The sequence below is a fragment of the Staphylococcus sp. EG-SA-18 genome, assembly GCF_017151825.1.
Classification (GTDB): domain Bacteria; phylum Bacillota; class Bacilli; order Staphylococcales; family Staphylococcaceae; genus Staphylococcus; species Staphylococcus aureus.
Genome location: NZ_JACYVY010000001.1, coordinates 29961 through 49272, shown reverse-complemented (window position 1 = coordinate 49272; position 19312 = coordinate 29961). Strand labels below are relative to the sequence as shown.

At 31.9% G+C, this 19312-nt stretch carries 15 protein-coding genes; 5 read left to right on the top strand and 10 right to left on the bottom strand.

The window, feature by feature from the left end; translation table 11 throughout:
* Positions 1-106 precede the first annotated feature (106 nt).
* Together nrdE and nrdI are read right to left on the bottom strand one after the other, a co-directional pair.
* Positions 107-2212 carry a class 1b ribonucleoside-diphosphate reductase subunit alpha gene (gene nrdE / locus IDG66_RS00230; protein WP_000855505.1) on the bottom strand — a complete coding sequence of 702 codons (2106 nt, stop codon included), beginning with the start codon at positions 2210-2212 and terminating at the stop codon, positions 107-109.
* On the bottom strand, positions 2175-2573 hold the full coding sequence (nrdI, locus tag IDG66_RS00225; protein WP_000692521.1) for a class Ib ribonucleoside-diphosphate reductase assembly flavoprotein NrdI: 399 nt from the start codon (positions 2571-2573) through the stop codon (positions 2175-2177). Before nrdI ends, nrdE begins: the two co-directional genes overlap by 38 nt.
* Before the next feature lie 800 nt (positions 2574-3373).
* Between nrdI and IDG66_RS00220 the strand changes: the two genes are divergently transcribed.
* The 4 genes from IDG66_RS00220 (at position 3374) to IDG66_RS00210 (ending at position 6606) form a co-directional block, all read left to right on the top strand.
* Complete coding sequence (locus IDG66_RS00220) at positions 3374-4240, top strand: DMT family transporter (protein WP_001068497.1); 867 nt, start codon at positions 3374-3376, stop codon at positions 4238-4240.
* A 19-nt stretch (positions 4241-4259) separates the two neighbouring features.
* The gene (gene queF, locus IDG66_RS00215; RefSeq protein WP_000930014.1) at positions 4260-4760 is read left to right on the top strand and encodes a preQ(1) synthase; all 501 of its coding nucleotides are present in this window, start codon (positions 4260-4262) and stop codon (positions 4758-4760) included.
* A 29-nt stretch (positions 4761-4789) separates the two neighbouring features.
* Complete coding sequence (locus IDG66_RS14100) at positions 4790-5035, top strand: hypothetical protein (protein WP_001788366.1); 246 nt, start codon at positions 4790-4792, stop codon at positions 5033-5035.
* 65 nt (positions 5036-5100) lie between these two features.
* Positions 5101-6606 (top strand): peptide MFS transporter, encoded by a 1506-nt coding sequence (locus IDG66_RS00210; RefSeq protein ID WP_000193751.1) that lies wholly within the window; start codon positions 5101-5103, stop codon positions 6604-6606.
* A gap of 77 nt (positions 6607-6683) precedes the next feature.
* Here the strand turns inward: IDG66_RS00210 and IDG66_RS00205 are convergent, their stop codons facing one another.
* Complete coding sequence (locus tag IDG66_RS00205) at positions 6684-6785, bottom strand: hypothetical protein (RefSeq protein ID WP_031760357.1); 102 nt, start codon at positions 6783-6785, stop codon at positions 6684-6686.
* Positions 6786-6874: 89 nt separating this feature from the next.
* Between IDG66_RS00205 and IDG66_RS00200 the strand changes: the two genes are divergently transcribed.
* Complete coding sequence (locus IDG66_RS00200; protein ID WP_000429008.1) at positions 6875-7792, top strand: diacylglycerol/lipid kinase family protein; 918 nt, start codon at positions 6875-6877, stop codon at positions 7790-7792.
* A 680-nt stretch (positions 7793-8472) separates the two neighbouring features.
* Here the strand turns inward: IDG66_RS00200 and IDG66_RS00195 are convergent.
* The 7 genes from IDG66_RS00195 to ltaS all read right to left on the bottom strand — a co-directional run bounded on the left by IDG66_RS00195 (position 8473) and on the right by ltaS (position 19201).
* On the bottom strand, positions 8473-9015 hold the full coding sequence (locus tag IDG66_RS00195; RefSeq protein WP_000197271.1) for a 5' nucleotidase, NT5C type: 543 nt from the start codon (positions 9013-9015) through the stop codon (positions 8473-8475).
* A gap of 294 nt (positions 9016-9309) precedes the next feature.
* Positions 9310-10368: a histidinol-phosphate transaminase gene (hisC, locus tag IDG66_RS00190; RefSeq protein ID WP_000663032.1), complete on the bottom strand. Its 1059-nt coding sequence runs from the start codon at positions 10366-10368 to the stop codon at positions 9310-9312.
* A gap of 239 nt (positions 10369-10607) precedes the next feature.
* Positions 10608-12122 (bottom strand): ABC transporter permease/substrate-binding protein, encoded by a 1515-nt coding sequence (locus IDG66_RS00185; protein WP_000180991.1) that lies wholly within the window; start codon positions 12120-12122, stop codon positions 10608-10610.
* On the bottom strand, positions 12115-13092 hold the full coding sequence (locus IDG66_RS00180; protein WP_000589264.1) for an ABC transporter ATP-binding protein: 978 nt from the start codon (positions 13090-13092) through the stop codon (positions 12115-12117). The genes IDG66_RS00185 and IDG66_RS00180 overlap by 8 nt, the downstream gene beginning before the upstream one ends.
* A 221-nt stretch (positions 13093-13313) precedes the next feature.
* Positions 13314-15095, bottom strand: a complete 1782-nt coding sequence (gene recQ, locus IDG66_RS00175; RefSeq protein WP_000983677.1) for a DNA helicase RecQ — start codon at positions 15093-15095, stop codon at positions 13314-13316.
* A gap of 11 nt (positions 15096-15106) precedes the next feature.
* On the bottom strand, positions 15107-16990 hold the full coding sequence (locus IDG66_RS00170; RefSeq protein WP_000525108.1) for an ABC-F family ATP-binding cassette domain-containing protein: 1884 nt from the start codon (positions 16988-16990) through the stop codon (positions 15107-15109).
* Between the two features lie 270 nt (positions 16991-17260).
* Positions 17261-19201 carry a polyglycerol-phosphate lipoteichoic acid synthase LtaS gene (gene ltaS, locus IDG66_RS00165; RefSeq protein ID WP_000098285.1) on the bottom strand — a complete coding sequence of 647 codons (1941 nt, stop codon included), beginning with the start codon at positions 19199-19201 and terminating at the stop codon, positions 17261-17263.
* Positions 19202-19312: the final 111 nt, after the last annotated feature.

Sequence of the window (19312 nt, the reverse complement as noted above, 5' to 3'; positions counted from 1 at the left end):
CCTCCTGTAATGTTACTCAATAATTGACAAATACAGACATAGCAGTCTAATCATCTGCTAATTCAGACCAGATGATTAGCTGTTTGTCATTTTCAACATTTAATTGTTAGATAGAACAACTTGTACATTCTTCTACACTTAATAATTTATTTCTAGTATAGTAAAGTGATTTTAATCCTTTATAGTGCGCATATACATATAATCTTGCTAACTCACGTGTAGAAATTTCAGAATTAACATAAAGGATCGTTGAGATACCTTGGTCAATATGCGTTTGAATTGTCGCAATTAAATCGATTAATTTCATCTGATCAGTATTGAATGCTGATTTGTAGTACCACATTGTTTGTGGTGATAAGAATGGCATAGGGTAAAATGTTTCCGCATTACCATAAGTACGACGTTCAATTTGGTCAACGATTGGCATTACAGAACTTGTTGCATTTTGAACATAAGAAATACTTTGTGTTGGAGCAATTGCTAATCTATATGCATGATATAAACCATATTGTTCAACATCTTGTTGTAGTTTCTTCCAATCCTCAGAAGTAGGAATAGCCATACCATCGAATAATTCACGTACTTTTTCGAATTGAGGTTCAAATTCTTGAGTTGTATAGAACTCGAAATATTTGCCATTAGCATAATCAGACTTTTCAAAGTCTTGATATTTGATACCACGCTCTTTAGCGATTTCCATTGAACGTTCGATTGAGTAGAAATTCATCATCATAAAGAAGATATTTGCAAAATCTTTTGCTTCTTCTGACTCATAACCAATTTTATTTTTTGCTAGGTAACCGTGTAAATTCATGACACCAAGACCAACTGAATGTAATTCACTGTTAGCTTTTCTAACTCCTGGTGCATTTTGAATATTTGCTACATCACTCACAACAGTTAATGCGTCCATACCAGAGTGAACTGAATCTCTGAATTTTCCGCTTTCCATTACATTAACAATATTTAATGAGCCCAAGTTACAAGAAATATCACGTTTAATTTCGTCTTCAATACCATAGTCATTAATAATTGAAGTTTCTTGTAGTTGGAAAATTTCCGTACATAAGTTACTCATTTTAATTTGTCCAATGTTTGAATTCGGATGCACTCTGTTAGCATTATCTTTAAACATTAAATATGGATAACCTGATTGTAATTGTGTTTGCGCAATTAAATTCAACATTTCACGCGCATTCTTTTTCTTTTTCTCAACATTTGGGTTTGCAACCATGTCATCATAATATTTTTCTAAATCGATATCGTCTAATGTCACACCATATTCTTCTTTAACTGTATGAGGTGCAAACATATAAAAGTCCTTACCTTCTTTAGCTAAATCGAAGAATTTAGATGGAACAATTAAACCAGTTGATATTGTAGATAAACGTAAATCTTCATCCGCATTTACTTTTTTAGTATCTAAAAATTCTTCTACATCATAATGGAAGATATTTAAGTACACAGCACCAGCACCAGGGCGTTGACCAAGTTGATCTGCATAGCTAAAGCCACCTTCAAGTGACTTAGCAATAGGTAAAACGCCTTTCGCTACGCCTTTAATTCCTTTAATTGCTTCACCACGTGCACGCAATTTAGATAAGTTAATTGCAACGCCGCCCCCAATTTTACTTAATTGTTTTGCAGTTGAATCAATAAAGTTAATTGAATTTAAGCTGTCATCCACTTCTAATAAGAAACATGACACTAGCTCACCACGACGCGCACGGCCTGCGTTTAAAAATGTTGGTGTCGCTGGTTGATATCTTTGTTCAACCATAGCAGAAATAAATTGTTTAGCTTGTGCTTTATTACCATTTGCTAGGTATAAAGCAACAATGGCAACGTGTTGATTATAGTCTTCTAAGTATTGACTTTTATCATTTGTTTTCAAAGCGTAATCTTTGAAAAATTTACTAGCTGACATATAACTTGCAAAATTAAACGGGATTGATTTTGCATAATCAGTGATTTCAATTAGATCCGCTTCACTATAAATATCAAACACATTGAAATAAAAATCGTTGTCTACTAAATAACGTAAACGCTCGATTTCAGTGTCGAAGAAGATTGTTTTGTCTTTTACTTCTTCTAAATAAGCTACTAAAGCTTCTTGGTCTTTTTCTAAACTAAAGAATCCATCTTCTCTTCGTTTAGTGACCTCATTATTTAATTCAATATGATTGTACTTTTTCTCTTCCATGGTTTTCATTAAAATTACCCACCTTGTTCTTAAATTCAATAACGTCTTTGTTTTTTCCATGTAACTCAAACTTCATTAATAAAGGGACATTATACTCTTCTGATATCGTGCGACCCGCTTTTGCGAAATTTAGTCCCCAATTTCGATTACCGCTAGCTGCCACACCTCTGATGTATTGATGATTAACTTCTAAAAAAGATTGAACGGGTTCTGGTACTTCTCCAAATCCAATAGTGCCAGTAACGATAATAAACGGTTCATGAACTGGTTCCATACAATTTTCTGCTGTAATCTCAAGCGTATTTTCAAGTTCTGTTCTCTTAATAAAACGACGGACATTTCCAGTAAATGAAAAATATATTATTTTCATTGGATCACCTTCTTTCTTCAACCCTTTTAAATAAAGTAGTCATTCCAATTAAAAAATGCTTTAACAACATGGTTACTATGGTTATCTCAGCATTGTATTAACTATAATGAAGCTACTTATTTTCTCAAATGTAAACCAATTGCATAGATTTATATTTGAGAAAATAGTAGCTTATATGGGTTGAATGTATAAAAATCACTATATGTAGTATTTACATCATTGGATATCTTCCATTTGCTCAGTACATTTTCTAAAAATATGACTATTAATTGATAATAACTATTAAATTTCTGTGTTAAATTACTTTTAAATGTAATTTCTTCATAAATAAAGCATTTGCATACAAAACACAAGATATTGTGTCTTTTTCGTTTCACCAACACTATATTATGTGTTTCATTATACATAAGACACACTATGATTTAAAGTGCCATTTTCTAATCGAATGTTCGTAAAACGTTCCAACTAGGCACCAATACTAAATTAGAAAAACTTGAACAAATTTAAAAAAATTTTTTAGTAGATATCACTTGATTTTTTTAAATCTGTGTCAATCTCAATTGTATCAACAGAAATCAAGAAAAAGCTTATTAGCTTGATACTGAATTGATATTTGTTTTATGTAATAACACAAACATTCATAAAAGTGTAATGCCCTATTATTCCGACAAATAAACACAGAACATTTGTTCGGTACAGTCTATTATAGTCTTTTTATAGTAAATTTCAACTATTTATGCACAACATGTTGTTTTATGCTAATATAAATACGTTAATTTTATATAAAAGAGGCGATAAAATTGAATCCTAAAGTAAAAGGTATCATTGCCATTTTAATTTCGGCTATTGGTTTCAGTTTTATGTCAGTGTTTTTCAGACTTGCAGGTGACCTTCCTGTTTTTCAAAAATCATTAGCACGAAACTTAGTAGCAATGTTTATTCCATTATTTTTTATATATAAATACCATCAGCCAATGTTTGGCAGACTTTCAAGTCAACCCTTATTAATAACACGATCAACACTTGGACTTATTGGTGTATTGTTAAATATTTATGCCATTGATCATATGGTACTTAGTGATGCCGATTCATTAATGAAACTCAATCCTTTCTGGACGATTTTATTAAGCATTGTTTTCTTACATGAAAAGGTAAGGAAGTATCAAATTACAGCAATGATAATTGCTATTTTAGGTATGCTTTTAATAGTGAAACCTGAATTTTCATCATCTATGATTCCATCATTAGCTGGCTTATTCTCAGGTATTTTTGCAGCATCAGCATATACATGTGTTCGAGCACTTAGTACAAGAGAAGCACCATATACTATAGTATTTTACTTCTCCTTATTTTCTGTCATCGTTTTAATACCTTTCACTGCATATACCTATGAACCAATGAGTCAGATGCAAATACTTTATCTATTAGGGGCTGGCTTAGCTGCCGCTGTGGGTCAAATTGGTGTTACATTAGCATATAGTTTTGCAGCAGCAAAAGATATTTCTATTTTCACGTATGCATCTATAATTTTCACAGCAATACTTGGATTTATTCTATTCGGAGAATCTCCAGATTTCTATGCAACATTAGGTTACGTCGTTATTATCGGTGCAAGTTATTACATGTTTGAAAAAGCACGCCGAGACGCCAAAATAATAAAAAAATAAATTTAAAGGAGCGCTTTATATGGCACATGGCCGTCAACAAGATGAATTACAAGATATAACTTTATTAGGAAATCAAGACAATACTTACAATTTTGACTATCGTCCTGATGTATTAGAATCGTTTGATAATAAGCATCAAGGTCGTGACTATTTCGTAAAATTCAACTGTCCAGAATTTACATCATTATGTCCAATTACTGGGCAACCAGATTTTGCAACTATCTATATTTCATATATTCCAAATGTTAAAATGGTTGAATCAAAATCTTTGAAATTATACTTATTTAGTTTCAGAAATCACGGTGATTTTCACGAAGATTGTATGAATATTATTATGAATGATTTGATAGAGCTTATGGACCCACATTATATTGAAGTCTGGGGCAAGTTCACACCACGTGGTGGAATTTCTATTGATCCTTATACAAACTATGGACGTCCAAATTCTAAATATGAAAAAATGGCTGAGCATCGTTTGATGAATCATGATTTATATCCCGAAAAAATAGATAATCGTTAAATGTATCATTTAATAAACACACCAATAAGTTGATTTTCCTAACTTATTGGTGTGTTTTTCATTTAGCATACATAATAGGTTACATTAAAATAACATTTTATACCAAAGTACACCAAAAGAATATTAGTACACGAATTAAACAACATTTTTATAGAAACCTATTGCACTTTAACGTCAATAAGTATATTTTTATATTATCTCTAATTAATTGTGCGCGCTTAATAACAGAATATTCTCAATATTTTTATTTTTTTGTGATTTGTTGGAATATTTAGTTGATAAGGCACAATCAAATTTACTTAAACTATTGTATTAGGGGAAGAAAGGATGGGATGTATACATGACACAACAAAACTCCCATGGAAATCAAATTCAAGACATACCTCAAACAGGATTTTTCGGGCATCCTCGAGGACTAGGCGTACTCTTCTTTGTAGAGTTCTGGGAAAGGTTTAGTTATTATGGCATGCGTGCCCTACTCATTTTCTACATGTACTTTGCCGTAACAGATAATGGCCTTGGAATTGATAAAACAACAGCTATGTCAATTATGTCAGTTTATGGTTCATTAATCTATATGACATCAATACCAGGCGGATGGATTGCTGACAGAATTACAGGTACTAGAGGCGCTACTTTATTAGGTGCAGTCTTTATTATTATCGGACATATTTGTTTAAGCTTACCATTTGCATTAATCGGCTTATTCACATCAATGTTCTTCATCATTATTGGTTCAGGTTTAATGAAGCCAAACATTTCAAATATCGTTGGCCGTTTATATCCTGAAAATGATAGACGTATGGATGCAGGTTTTGTTATTTTCTATATGTCAGTTAATATGGGTGCATTATTATCACCTATTATTTTGCAACACTTTGTTAATGTTAAAAACTTCCACGGCGGATTCTTGATTGCAGCAGTTGGTATGGCATTAGGTTTAGTATGGTATGTACTTTTCAACCGCAAAAACTTAGGTAGCGTTGGTATGAAACCTACTAACCCATTGACACCAGCTGAAAAGAAAAAGTATGGTCTTATTATCGGAAGTGTTGTTTTAGCAATTGTATTAATTATCGTTATTGGTGCATTAACTAACTCATTATCATTTAACTTAGTTAGTAATACTGTTTTAGTATTAGGTATTGCATTACCAATCATTTACTTCACTTTAATTATTAGAAGTAAAGATGTCACTGATACTGAACGTTCTCGTGTTAAAGCATTTATTCCATTATTTATTCTTGGAATGGTGTTCTGGGCTATTCAAGAACAAGGGTCTAATGTATTAAACATATATGGAATTGAACATTCAGATATGAAATTAAACTTATTTGGTTGGAAAACAAACTTTGGTGAAGCGATCTTCCAATCAATTAACCCATTATTTATTTTATTACTAGCTCCAATTATTTCACTTTTATGGCAAAAGCTTGGAACTAAACAACCTAGCCTGCCAGTAAAATTTGCAATTGGTACGTTCTTAGCAGGTGCGTCATACATACTAATTGGTATTGTAGGTTATGCATCAGGTTCATCAAACTTTTCAGTTAACTGGGTTATTTTATCGTACATTATTTGTGTTATCGGTGAGCTATGCTTATCACCAACGGGTAATAGTGCTGCTGTTAAGTTAGCACCTAAAGCATTTAATGCCCAAATGATGAGTATTTGGTACTTAACTAACGCTTCTGCACAAGCAATCAATGGTACTTTAGTTAAGTTAATAGAACCACTAGGTCAAACAAATTACTTTATTTTCCTAGGTGTTGTTGCAATTATTGTTACAACAATTGTATTAGCATTCTCACCTTTAATCATCAAAGCGATGAAAGGTATACGTTAATATTGTTGGCCTAATTCAAAAAACAGTAAGTCATTTAAATGGCTTACTGTTTTTTTATAGGTTTCTATTAATTAAATTCAAGATATCAGTATAAATAAAAGCTTAATATGCTCGTTATAGACAGCTATAACTATATTTTCTCGTCCCACTCTATAGACATCAATGTCAGTTATTACCATTTTCTCTATTTAAAACATATTTTTGGTATTAACAATTAAAAGTGGGTATATATATTTAATGAACCAATTTTTAGAAAGTAGGCTAAACTATGGAAAATAAATATACACATGGTGTCCTCTTTTACCATGAACACAGTGGATTAAAAAATATTAATCAAGGTATTGGGGAAGTTACAACAGCATTAAGTTCAATTTGTAAGCATCTTTCTATTCAATTGAGTGAAAACGAAGGTGACATTATTAAATATTGCCAAGAAATCAAAACTAAAAACTATGCAAAAGATGTAGATATATTATTTATTCTTGGCGGTGATGGCACGGTTAACGAACTTATAAACGGTGTTATGACACATGACCTTCAACTCCCTATTGGCATTTTACCAGGCGGTACTTTTAATGATTTTACAAAAACGCTAAATATAGCACCTAATCATAAACAAGCTAGTGAACAAATGATTTCTGCACAAGTTGGTAAATACGATGTAATTAAAATAAATAATCAATATGCACTCAACTTTGTTGGCTTAGGTCTCATTGTTCAAAACGCTGAAAACGTACAAGATGGTTCAAAAGATATATTTGGTAAATTGAGTTATATTGGATCAACTGTCAAAACACTGCTAAATCCAACACAATTTAATTATCAATTATCAATAGATGATAAGACATATTCTGGCGAAACGACCATGATACTAACAGCAAATGGTCCATTCATTGGTGGTAGTCGTATACCATTGACTGATTTGTCTCCTCAAGATGGTGAACTGAACACTTTCATTTTTAATGAACAAAGTTTCAGTATTTTAAATGATATTTTTAAAAAGCGTGATAGCATGAATTGGAATGAAATTACTCAAGGTATTGAGCATATACCTGGTAAAAAGATTTCACTTACAACAGATCCAGCAATGAAAGTTGATATTGATGGCGAAATTTCATTAGAAACACCTATTGATATTGAGGTTATACCAAATGCCATTCAGTTACTTACTGTCAATGATTTGTAAGCATCCGGAATGATCTTAACCCGATATTATATTAGGTTTGGAGTGTAATCATAAGATTCAACGCACCTTATATTCGTTTTTATTAGCTTTAAGCTATTACCCTGTTTCAAAAACAGACATATAATTTTGGCGCATGCCACTAAAATGATTGATGTTGTATTTTAAATCATAGTGGTTTATGCGTCTTTTTCAAATTCTATAAAAAATCGGATGACGTGTAATCTGCCATAGATTAACACATTCATCCGATTTATAATAATAAGATAGACTAACATTTATTGAGAGCGGGACGGAAATGATAAAGAACGACTAATGATTGATTATGTAGCGATTCTTTATCATTAGTCACAGCTAATGTGTACTTAAAAATATGAATGCATGAGTTACACTCATGCATAAGAAATACTAATTTCTAAAGAAAAAGTATTTCTTTATGTTGGGGCCCACCCCAACTTGCATTGTCTGTAGAAATTGGCGTTCCAATTTCTCTATGTTGGGGCCCCGCCAACTTGCATTGTCTGTAGAAATTGGCGTTCCAATTTCTTTATGTTGGGGCCCCGCAGTCAACTACTGCCAATATAGTGTTGTAGTGTCTAAGACATAAAAGTTCAACCAAGTCACAATTACTTTATAGCCTATCCATCATCTTTACTACATGAAATTTTTCAAGTGATATATTTTTATTTCTCAATATTATCTAAAAAATACTGTTCTACATCTTTCCAGCTATTTACGCGTTCAAATCGATCATCATTAATATTATGCACTGCTGTAAACATAATCGGTGTACCAGTAAAAATTTCAAGCTGTCTAGGATTGTCATCTATTAAATAATCAGCTTTAACGATGTTTTTTCTACCACAAAAAACAAAATGCTGAGGATCTAAAAATGGAAAGAACTCTAGTAACCATTCATATTTATCACTAAATGATGTTGGTACATCCATTGCTGCTGTAGCAATATATACATCATAATGTTCAGTTAATTTTTTCACAACTTCTTGTGCATACGGCATCACTTTAAGATGTCTGAAGAAGCCTGGTTCTCTCAATACTTCTGTAATTAATCCATCATGTTCAGGAATAACATGTTTAAGTTTTTGACCATTCAAAGCTTCCATTTTAATACCTAAATCCGCTCTAAAATTGACAGCATCAATGATTTCTCCTAATGTATCTGCCAATACTTCATCCATATCAATCGCGATTGATTTACGGGTCATTTTAATCTTCTCCTCAAAATATCAGTATTGATTCAGTATAGCAAAAAAGCAATTGATACAAAACAATATCATCTATTGTTGCTTTTTACACTGAATACTCTCACCTCATCATTCACACTGCATTGGGAGTGGGACAGAAATGATATTTTCGCAAAATTTATTTCGTCGTCCCACCCCGGCAAGGTTGACTAGAATTGAAAAAAGCTTGTTACAAGCGCATTTTCGTTCAGTCAACTACTGCCAATATAACTTCGTAGAGCACAGAACATTGATTTATGTCCCAGCCTGCACTTACTATTCGTATTTAAAGTTTGATAAAACTTCTAACATTTTATCATTTTGTTCTTTAAAACCAATTGTAATTCTAACACCAGTTGGAAATGGTCGCGTAATACACCCTACATTTAAAAGTGCTTCATAAAGTTCATTTACCCGCTTTGTTTTTACAAATATAAAATTCGTTTGACTTGGCAAGAAATACTCACTTTGAGGTAATTGATAAAATCTTTCGCGTTCAACACTATTTTTATGTGTTACCTCTTTTAAATATTGTTGATCTTCAAGTGCTGCAACTGCTGCGTATTCAGATATACGTGTCACATTAAATGGTGGTCTAATGATGTTCCATTTTTCAATCGCATGTTCACTTGCTACCACATATCCTACACGTAAACCCGCTAATCCATACGCCTTTGAAAATGTACGTAATAAGAAAGCATTGTCATATTTTTGTTGCAAAGCAAGTGTATCCGGGTAGTCCTCTTCTGTCACAAATTCAAAATAAGCTTCATCTATAATTACTGGTACATGTGGAGGTACTTGAGATAAAAACGAATCTAAGCTCTCATGATTAAAATATGTACCTGTAGGATTATTTGGATTACATAACCATACCAATGACGTATCTTCATTAACTTCTTTTAAAATACCTTCTAAATCGAAGCCACCATCTTTTAAAGGTACTTGTATCACATTAGCTGATTCAACAATCGCATTGTGATAATATTGACCGAATGTCGCTTCACTTGTAACAATAGTATCCCCTGGCGTTAATACAGCTCTAGAAATCATTAATATAACTTCATCTAATCCCGCACCAAATAAAATGCGTGATTGATCTACATTTAAATGTTTACTAATCGCCGCTTTTAATGTCGGTGATCCTGTTTCAGGATAATAATATAACTCATCTAAGTGTGCTGATATCGCTTCTTTAACTTTAGGCGATGGTCCATACAAATTTTCATTTGATGCAAGTTTATATAAATCTCCTTCAATGCCATACTTTTCTTTCAATGCCCTTGGAGATAAACCAGGCTGATATGCTGATAGTTGATTAAGTTGTTCTTTCATAATAAAAACAACCTCCTTAGAATTAACTGAAATTTTAAAAAACTTATATTCATTATATCGCTCTATGTTTCTAAAATGCAATGCTACTATTTTCACATCATAATAGCTTACATTGTGTTTAACATGTCATATTTTTTAATCATTATTGCATGTTTAAATTGAACATAATTATAGATTTAAATATAACAACGCCACATAAGATATAATTTGGTGTTACGCATCTTATGTGGCGTTGGTCGTTATTTGATTAACCCTTTTGCTTTTAAATAATCTTTCGCAACTGTATATGGGTCTTCATTTTTAACTGTTACTTTATAGTTCATCATTTGCATATCTTCATCAGATATTTTGTTTTCTAGTTTGTTTAACGGTTTCTTAATTTCTGGATGTTTCTTTAAAAAGCTTTCTTTAAATAATGGTGCTCCTTGATATGGTGGAAATACGTGCTTATCATCTTTTAACACAACCATATCATATTGTTTTAATTCAGCGTCAGTTGAATATGCATCTATTAAATTAATATTACCTTTATTGATCGCTTGATATCTCAACTTAGGTTCCATTGTACGTATGTTATCTAAATTTAAATTATAAGCCTTTTGAACAGCTTTGTAACCATCTGGACGATCATTAAATTCCAATGTAAATCCTGGTTTAAGTTGATCTTTAACCTTATTTAAATCACCAATTGTACGTATATTATGTTGTTTAGCAAAATCACGTTTTACAGCTAAAGCATACGTATTGTTATACTTCATTGGTTTTAACATAGTCATTTGATATTTCTTTTCAAGACTTTGCTTAGCTTGTTCATAAACTTTTTTCTCTTCTTTTGACTTCAATGGTTCTTTTGTTAATTCGCCTAAAACTGTTCCAGTAAATTCTAAATACCCATCTATATCGTCAGATTTTAAAGCATTAAATAAAAATGCTGTTTTGCCCATACCATCTTTCACTTCTACAGTATTTTTGGTCTCTTCTTCTATTAAAATTTTATACATATTTGTAATAATCGATGGCTCGGAGCCAAGCTTTCCAGCTAACGTAATTTTATCACCTTTTTGTGCAAACATAGGAATAGCGATAGCCAGTATAATAATCATCACTATAACACCTAACGTCATCAATAACTTTTTATAAGATAATTTAGCCATAAATCTTAAAATTAAATCAAATATAATTGCCAATAAGGCTGCTGGAATTGCACCTAATAATATCAACGATGCATTGTTACGGTCTATACCTAATAAAATTAAATCTCCTAGTCCGCCTGCACCAATTAATGCTGCTAGTGTTGCTGTACCTATAATTAATACCATAGCCGTTCTTACACCAGCCATTATAACAGGCATTGCTATCGGAAGTTCGACTTTAGTTAAACGTCTAAATGGTTTCATACCTATACCTTTAGCCGCTTCAATGAGTGATGGATCAACTTCTTTAATTCCAGTATACGTATTCCTTAAAATTGGTAACAACGCATACACTACAAGTGCAATAATTGCTGGCACACGACCGATACCAAATAAAGGAATCATTAAACCTAATAATGCCAACGATGGTATGGTTTGAAGAATTGCCGCAATATTCATTACGATTTCAGATATCGTTTTAGTCTTCGTTAATAAAATACCTAATGGTACCGCAATAGCAGTTGCAATCAATAATGCGATAAATGATATTTGAATATGTTCTATCATTGTCGAAAAGAGTTGCCCCTTACGTTCACTCAATATGTCGAAAAAGTTAGTCATGTTGAGCTACCTCCTTTTTCTGGGACAAATATTTGAAGATATCTTTCCTATCAATAACATATTGACCTACGCTATCTTCTTGCATGACAATGACACGCTCGCTCTCTGATAAAAGTTGATACAATACTTCAATTGGTTGATTGTCATAAACAATTGGATAAGCGCTCATAGATGTAACCTCATCGATTGGTTTCATAATATCCAAGTCACGGATAATTGCGTTCTCTTCAACACATGGCGCAACATCTTCTAAATGACTACCCATAAATTGTTTAACAAATTCACTTTGAGGATTATTTTTAAATCCTTCTGGTGTGTCAATTTGTTCAATATGCCCTTCATTCAAAAGACAAATCTTATCACCAAGTTTCATCGCCTCTTGAATATCATGTGTAACAAATATGATTGTCTTCTTAATTTTAGTTTGTAATTCAATTAAATCATCTTGAAGTTTTTCTCGGCTGATTGGGTCTAATGCACTAAACGGTTCATCCATTAAAATAACTGGTGGATCAGCTGCTAACGCACGTATAACTCCTACACGTTGTCGTTGCCCCCCTGACAATTCATCAGGTTTTCTGTTTTTATATTTTTCAGGTTCTAATCCAACCATTTCAAGTAATTCATCTACTCTTTTATCTATATCTTTTTCTTTCCACTTTTTCATTTGTGGCACTTGTGCAATATTTTCTTTGATTGTCATATGTGGGAATAATGCAATCTGCTGCAATACGTATCCAATATCCCAACGCATTTCGTATACTGGATAATCACTTATTGGTTTATCTTTAAAATAAATATAACCTTCACTTAAGTGAATGAGTCGATTAATCATTTTTAATGTCGTAGTTTTTCCACAACCTGAAGGTCCAATTAGCACAAAAAATTCACCCTCATTAATATTGAAACTAATGTTATCGACAGCAACATGTTTGCCATAACGCTTAGTTACATTTTTAAACTTAATCACTTTGCCACCTCTTTTTTTCTCATAGCATAAAACCGAGATTATATGTATGTATTCCCTATTTAACCACGTTTATTACAATTTTCAAATTTAAATGATTTATCCTTGAACTTTTTTAATAAAATAATGAATAATAGGTAATCTCCAGTTAAGAAATAGTGTTATTTTACCTTGAATTCAAAAAAACACCCAGTAAAACAAGGAATGCTTACTAGGTGTCTTCACTATACTTTGGCTTTATAATTTTGAATCGTTTCTAAAAATGCTGGACAATAATGTTTTAATTTGTAACTACCTACGCCATCAATATTAATCATATCTTGTTTCGAAGCAGGCTTACGTTTAGCAAATTCCTCCAACGTGTAATCAGAAAATATACTTACAGGTGCTATCGTTAATTTGTCACTTAACTTTTTACGAACTTCTACCAACTGACTGAATAATACTCGGTCAACCCCTTCAACCGTATTTATAAATACTTTTTCAGTCGCTTTTTGCTTAAATGGTGTTGTGAATACTTCTACTTCATTACTGAGTAATTTTTTAATTGAAGTATCACACATTAATATTTCATCATTTTCATTTAAGAACCCTTTGAATCTTAATTCATCTATTAAGTGACTTAATTCTGATGTTGTGTAACCTTTCATTAAACCATGGGTTGAAATTTGATCATAACCTTTGTACTTAATATAATCTGTTGACTCTCCTCTTAGCACTTGAATGATAACACTATAACTCTCTTGTTGTTTCATACGAGCGATGCAACTAATAATCATCTTAGCTTCTTGTGTCATATTATATGATTTATCTTGTTGAACACAATTACTACATTGTTCACATTCTTCTAATTTTTCATTCGGTTCAAAATAATGGACAATTGTTGCTTCTAAACATTTTTTTGTTTTTGTATATTGAATCATTTTAGTTAACTTTTCGCCCATTTTATCTTTATAGTCATCATCAGCTTGAGAGACTGTTATAAAATACTCGTGTAAATTGATATCGCGTTCGCTAAATAACAAAATACATTCACTTTTCAACCCGTCACGACCTGCACGACCGGCTTCTTGATAATAAGATTCTAAATCTCCAGGCATATTATAATGAATAACAAAACGTACATTGGATTTATCAATACCCATACCAAAAGCATTTGTAGCAACGACTACTTTAACACGATCAAATAAGAAATCATTCTGCGCTTCTTCTCTTTCTTTATTGCTCAAACCTGCATGATATATAACACTTTCAATTTTCTGGCTTTCTAAGGCTTCTTGAAGCTCTTCAACTTGCTTACGTGTAGAACAATAAATAATACCTGCATCTTCATCATGTGTTTTAATATAATCCAATATAAATTTTTGACGTTGATAAGTAGGATTTACTTTAAAAATTAAGTTTCTACGCTTAGTACTCGTTTTAATTTGATCAGTTTGAGCGATATTTAACTTTTCTCTAATATCTTGCTGTACTTCAACCGTGGCAGTTGCTGTCAACGCTATTATTGTAAAATCTTGAGGTAACGTAAATACTTTTGAAATAACATTTTGGTAACTCGGCCTGAAATCATGACCCCATTTAGAAATACAATGCGCTTCATCAAACGCGACTAAGTGAATCTTTATACGCTGAAGCATATTTAAAAAATATCGGTTTTCAAATCGTTCTGGTGCAACATACAAAAATTGAATTTCTCCATTTGATAATGCTTTTTCAATACGTTGTTGCTCTTTTTGAGTCAAACTACTATTTAAAAAAGCAGCTTGAATTCCCATCGCTTTTAATTGATCCACTTGATCTTTCATTAATGATATTAGTGGACTTATTACAATTGTTGTACCACCTAACAATAAACCTGGTACTTGATAGCATATAGACTTACCTCCACCAGTTGGTAAGACACCAAGCACATTACGATGGTCTAATACTTTGCTAATAATTTCTTCTTGTCCTGGTCGAAACGTTTCATACCCAAAGTAATGCGATAATGTTTGTTGCATCATAAATTGACCCCTTATTGTTGTTCTTTAATTTCTTCTAACTCACTCCATCTTGTGATGTCTAAATCATATTGAATTTCAAGTTGTTCTTTTTCTTCGTTTAATTCTTTAATTTTCCCATAATCTGCACTTGCCTCAATCATGAGCACATCTATTTCTTCCATTCTTACTTCCGCTTGTTCTATGCGTTTCATCAATTGTTCATATTCTAACTTTTCTTTATATGATAAACCATTTTTCTTACGTACAGTTGTAGAAGATTTAGATTGTTGCTTCAATGTGGATTTATTTTTATCTAATGATTTTTTATAACTTTCATAATCTTCAAAAGTTCCGATAATCTTTTCCATCTGACCATCATGAATAAACCAATATGACTGTGCAACTTTATTTAAAAAGTAGCGATCATGGCTTACGGTAATCACTGTACCACCGAAAGTATGAATATAATCTTCAAGTATTGTTAAAGTCTCAGTATCTAAATCATTTGTCGGTTCATCTAACAACAGAACATTTGGCTGGTGTACGAGTAGACGTAATAAATACAAACGCTTTTGCTCTCCACCAGATAATTTATAAACTTTTTTACCATGAGTTGCACTTGGAAATAAAAATCGTTCAAGAAGTTGTGTAATAGATACCGAGGTTCCATCTTTTTCTTTTGCGATCTCACTTTCTTCTCTTAAATAATCAATCATACGAATATCTCTATCCAGGGTCTCATCTGTTTGCTTAAAATAAGCTACTTTAACCGTCTGTCCAGTCTTCAATTTACCTTCGAATTGTTGGTCTTCTCCACTCAAAATATTTAAGAGTGTTGTTTTACCAGCTCCATTTGGCCCAACAACACCAATACGCTCACCTTTTTGAATAATTTCCGTCAGATGTTCAAATAATACTTTATCATTAATAGCCTTTGATAAGTCTTCTAATTCGAACACTTGCTTACCTAATCTTGAATAAGCAAGATTCAATTCACCTTTATCGTCTTTATATTGCTGGTTAACTTCATTTTCTAGGTCATTAAATCGATTAATTCTAGCTTGTTGCTTTGTAGTACGAGCCTTAGCTCCAGCCCTCATCCAAGCAAGTTCTTCCTTATATAAAGCTCGTTGCTTTTGTTGTTGCTTTTGAAGTGATACTTCTCTTTCAGCGCGCATTTCAATATAAGATTCATAGTTACCAGGATATGACGCTAACTTACCTCTGTTTAGTTCAATAATTCTAGTGGAAACTTCATTTAAAAAATATCGATCATGGGTTACGAATAAAACAGTATGAGGATATTGCTTCACATAATTGATCAACCAGCTGATTGATTCGAAGTCTAAATGGTTCGTAGGTTCATCTAATAACAATAAATCTGGTTGTTCTATTAATGTTTTTGCAAGTACAACACGTTTTTGTTGTCCGCCGGATAATTCTTTAATGTATTTAGTAGTATCATGTATACCTAGTTTTGAGAGGATTGTTTTAATTTCAGCGTTATAGTCCCAAGCATCATGTTGATCCATAGCATCTTGCGCATCCATCATTCGCTTGAACAATTTATCACTTTGGTCATCCGCATAAGCTTGTACTGCCTGCTCATATTGCTTGATGATGCGTAAAGTTGTTGTATCAGAACTTAATACTGCATCAAAAACTGTCATATCTTCATTAAGGTCCTGTTTCTGAGACGAATATCGAATTCGATATTGATTTGGATGCATAACATTGGCTGTAAAATCATCATCAATACCACCAATTACTTTTAACAACGTACTTTTCCCTGTACCATTTATGCCTACTAAACCTATTTTTTCACCTTCTGAAATTGATAAATCTAGGTTATCGAATATAGTCTTATCGGCATAAGATTTATTTAAATGTTCAATTTTATATGCTTCCATACCCATCTTCCTTCTTCTGTTGAAATCTCTACGTACTTAAATCAGTTCTATACATTATACACCTTTTTGAAATCAAAAGAAATCGATACCGTTAAGTGTCATAATTTAATATATTGTTGCTTCAACTATAAATAAAACTTGTTAAGGCTTTGATGACTATGCTAATGATCTTTATAATATACCTTTTTATCAACACATATAATGTAAAACATAATATAAAAGAACATAATAAAAACCCGGATTGATATTTTATCAATCCGAGTTCGTGTTTAAATATTATTTTTTAGAGTTTGCTTTAGGTCCTGTTTCATATTTATACTTCGAAGGATTTACCTTTTTGAAGTCTGGATTTTTGTAGAATCTAAACAAATCACCATTAAGCACGTTGTCACTCATTTCGAGATCCTTTTCAACTTGCTTTTTATTCTTTTCGAAATCAGCTGGTTGAGTAGTTATGAGTTCATTATTTTTATTAGAATAAATCTTACCATTAACATATTTATAATCTTTTGTTATAAAGTCACCATTTCTGAATGGAACTACTTGATTATGACCTTTAGAGAATAAATCAGTACCGAACATTAAATAATTCTTCGTATCTATACCAGCCAAATGTAAAATTGTTGGCATTACATCGACTTGACCAGCATATTCATTATTGATACCACCAGATTTACCAGGGATTTTAATCCAGAAACCAGTTCTGTTTAAATCTGTAAATTTAGCTGGTGTGATTTTTTCACCTAATAGTTTTTCCATGGCATTGTTATGGTTTTCAGAGATACCATAGTGGTCACCATAAATCATAATCACTGAATTGTCATATAATCCTTTTTTCTTCAAGTCATTAATATATTCTTCTAATGCTTCGTCTAAATAACGCGCTGTTTGAATATAACCATCAACTGTTGCATCACCTGTGTTTGACTTCTCAATAGTCGCATCCTTTTCATCTAATGTGAATGGATAGTGGTTAGTCAAAGTAATTAAATGAGAATAGAATGGTGATTTCATCTTAGCTTGATAATTAGCAGAATCTTTAAAGAAAATTTTGTCTTTCAAGCCTAAGTTTACAACGTTTTTATCAGACATGTCATAGTATGTTGCATCATAGAATTTATCGATACCAAAGTGTTTATATACTTGGTCTCTGTTCCAGAATGTTTTATAGTCACCGTGCATGACATCAGATTTGTAGCCTTGCTTTTGATCTAAAATTGCTGGTAGTGACTGATACGTATTATCTCCTTTTAATGAAAAGGCAGAACCTTGCGGTAAACCGTATAAACTGTTATCCATTGTAAATTCAGAGTCAGATGTTTTACCTTGACCTGTTTGATGGAAAAAGTTAGGGAAGTATGTGAATTGCTCTTTCCCACTTGATAATTTGTTTAAAAACGGTGTTACTTCTTTACCATTAACCTTTTTATTAATTAAGAAGGTTTGGAAACTTTCTAAATGAATCTTAATAATATTTTTCTTCTTTGCCACCCCATAATATTCTGGGTTAGGCTCTGTTTGACGTTGTTTCGTATAATTTAATACTTTTGTTAAGTCATCTTCAGATGCTAACGCTTTTTGTTGATTATTTTCGATAGTTTTAACACCATCGTATACTGTAAAGTTATACGGTCCTAAATATTTCACTAAATATTTATGGTCAAATGTACGTGTTAATAATTCTGGTCTGTCAGTTTCAGCAAAAGCTAAGTTTAAGAAGAATAATGCTACTGAAGCCGCCATTACGACAGGAACAAATTTCTTACTAAATGCTTTTGTGTCTAACCATTTTGTTTTAAATATTAAAATGAATAAGTAAACTAACGTATCAATGAAATAAACAAAGTCATACCATTTGAATGATGCACTAACCGCACCACCCATAGATTCTACGTTACCTACTTGGTTTAAAGTACTAAACGTTAAAAAATCCGAGAAGAATCTAAAGTACACAACATTGGCATATAATAGGAACGTCAATAAGAAGCCGCCTATGAACATGAACCAAAATGCTTTTTTGCCTTTAAAGAATAGGAACACACTTAAAACCAGTGCTACTAAACTATAAGGATTCATCAATAATATTAAGTTTTGTACTAAACCTTTAACACCTAAAGAAAAATCAACATAATAAGAAAAATACGTCTTCAAGGTAATCGTTATTACGGTTAATAAGAAGAACGCAAAAAGACTAATTTTCTTTTTTTGTGAACTCATGATTCTTTCCCCCGTTATTTAGATAATAAATCTTGCGAAAGTACTTGAATAAATTAGATATTAACATTATGTAGTTAATTAATAAGTGCGTTTAAAAGTTAACATTGTCAT

What these genes read in the sequence shown, in the direction of transcription:
- nrdE (WP_000855505.1), bottom strand. Translation starts at nt 2,212, where the DNA reads ATGAAAACCATGGAAGAGAAAAAGTACAATCATATTGAATTAAATAAT.
- IDG66_RS00210 (WP_000193751.1), top strand. Translation starts at nt 5,101, where the DNA reads ATGACACAACAAAACTCCCATGGAAATCAAATTCAAGACATACCTCAA.
- ltaS (WP_000098285.1), bottom strand. Translation starts at nt 19,201, where the DNA reads ATGAGTTCACAAAAAAAGAAAATTAGTCTTTTTGCGTTCTTCTTATTA.
- IDG66_RS00205 (WP_031760357.1), bottom strand. Translation starts at nt 6,785, where the DNA reads ATGGTAATAACTGACATTGATGTCTATAGAGTGGGACGAGAAAATATA.
- IDG66_RS00195 (WP_000197271.1), bottom strand. Translation starts at nt 9,015, where the DNA reads ATGACCCGTAAATCAATCGCGATTGATATGGATGAAGTATTGGCAGAT.
- IDG66_RS00200 (WP_000429008.1), top strand. Translation starts at nt 6,875, where the DNA reads ATGGAAAATAAATATACACATGGTGTCCTCTTTTACCATGAACACAGT.
- nrdI (WP_000692521.1), bottom strand. Translation starts at nt 2,573, where the DNA reads ATGAAAATAATATATTTTTCATTTACTGGAAATGTCCGTCGTTTTATT.
- IDG66_RS00185 (WP_000180991.1), bottom strand. Translation starts at nt 12,122, where the DNA reads ATGACTAACTTTTTCGACATATTGAGTGAACGTAAGGGGCAACTCTTT.
- IDG66_RS00170 (WP_000525108.1), bottom strand. Translation starts at nt 16,990, where the DNA reads ATGGGTATGGAAGCATATAAAATTGAACATTTAAATAAATCTTATGCC.
- queF (WP_000930014.1), top strand. Translation starts at nt 4,260, where the DNA reads ATGGCACATGGCCGTCAACAAGATGAATTACAAGATATAACTTTATTA.
- hisC (WP_000663032.1), bottom strand. Translation starts at nt 10,368, where the DNA reads ATGAAAGAACAACTTAATCAACTATCAGCATATCAGCCTGGTTTATCT.
- recQ (WP_000983677.1), bottom strand. Translation starts at nt 15,095, where the DNA reads ATGATGCAACAAACATTATCGCATTACTTTGGGTATGAAACGTTTCGA.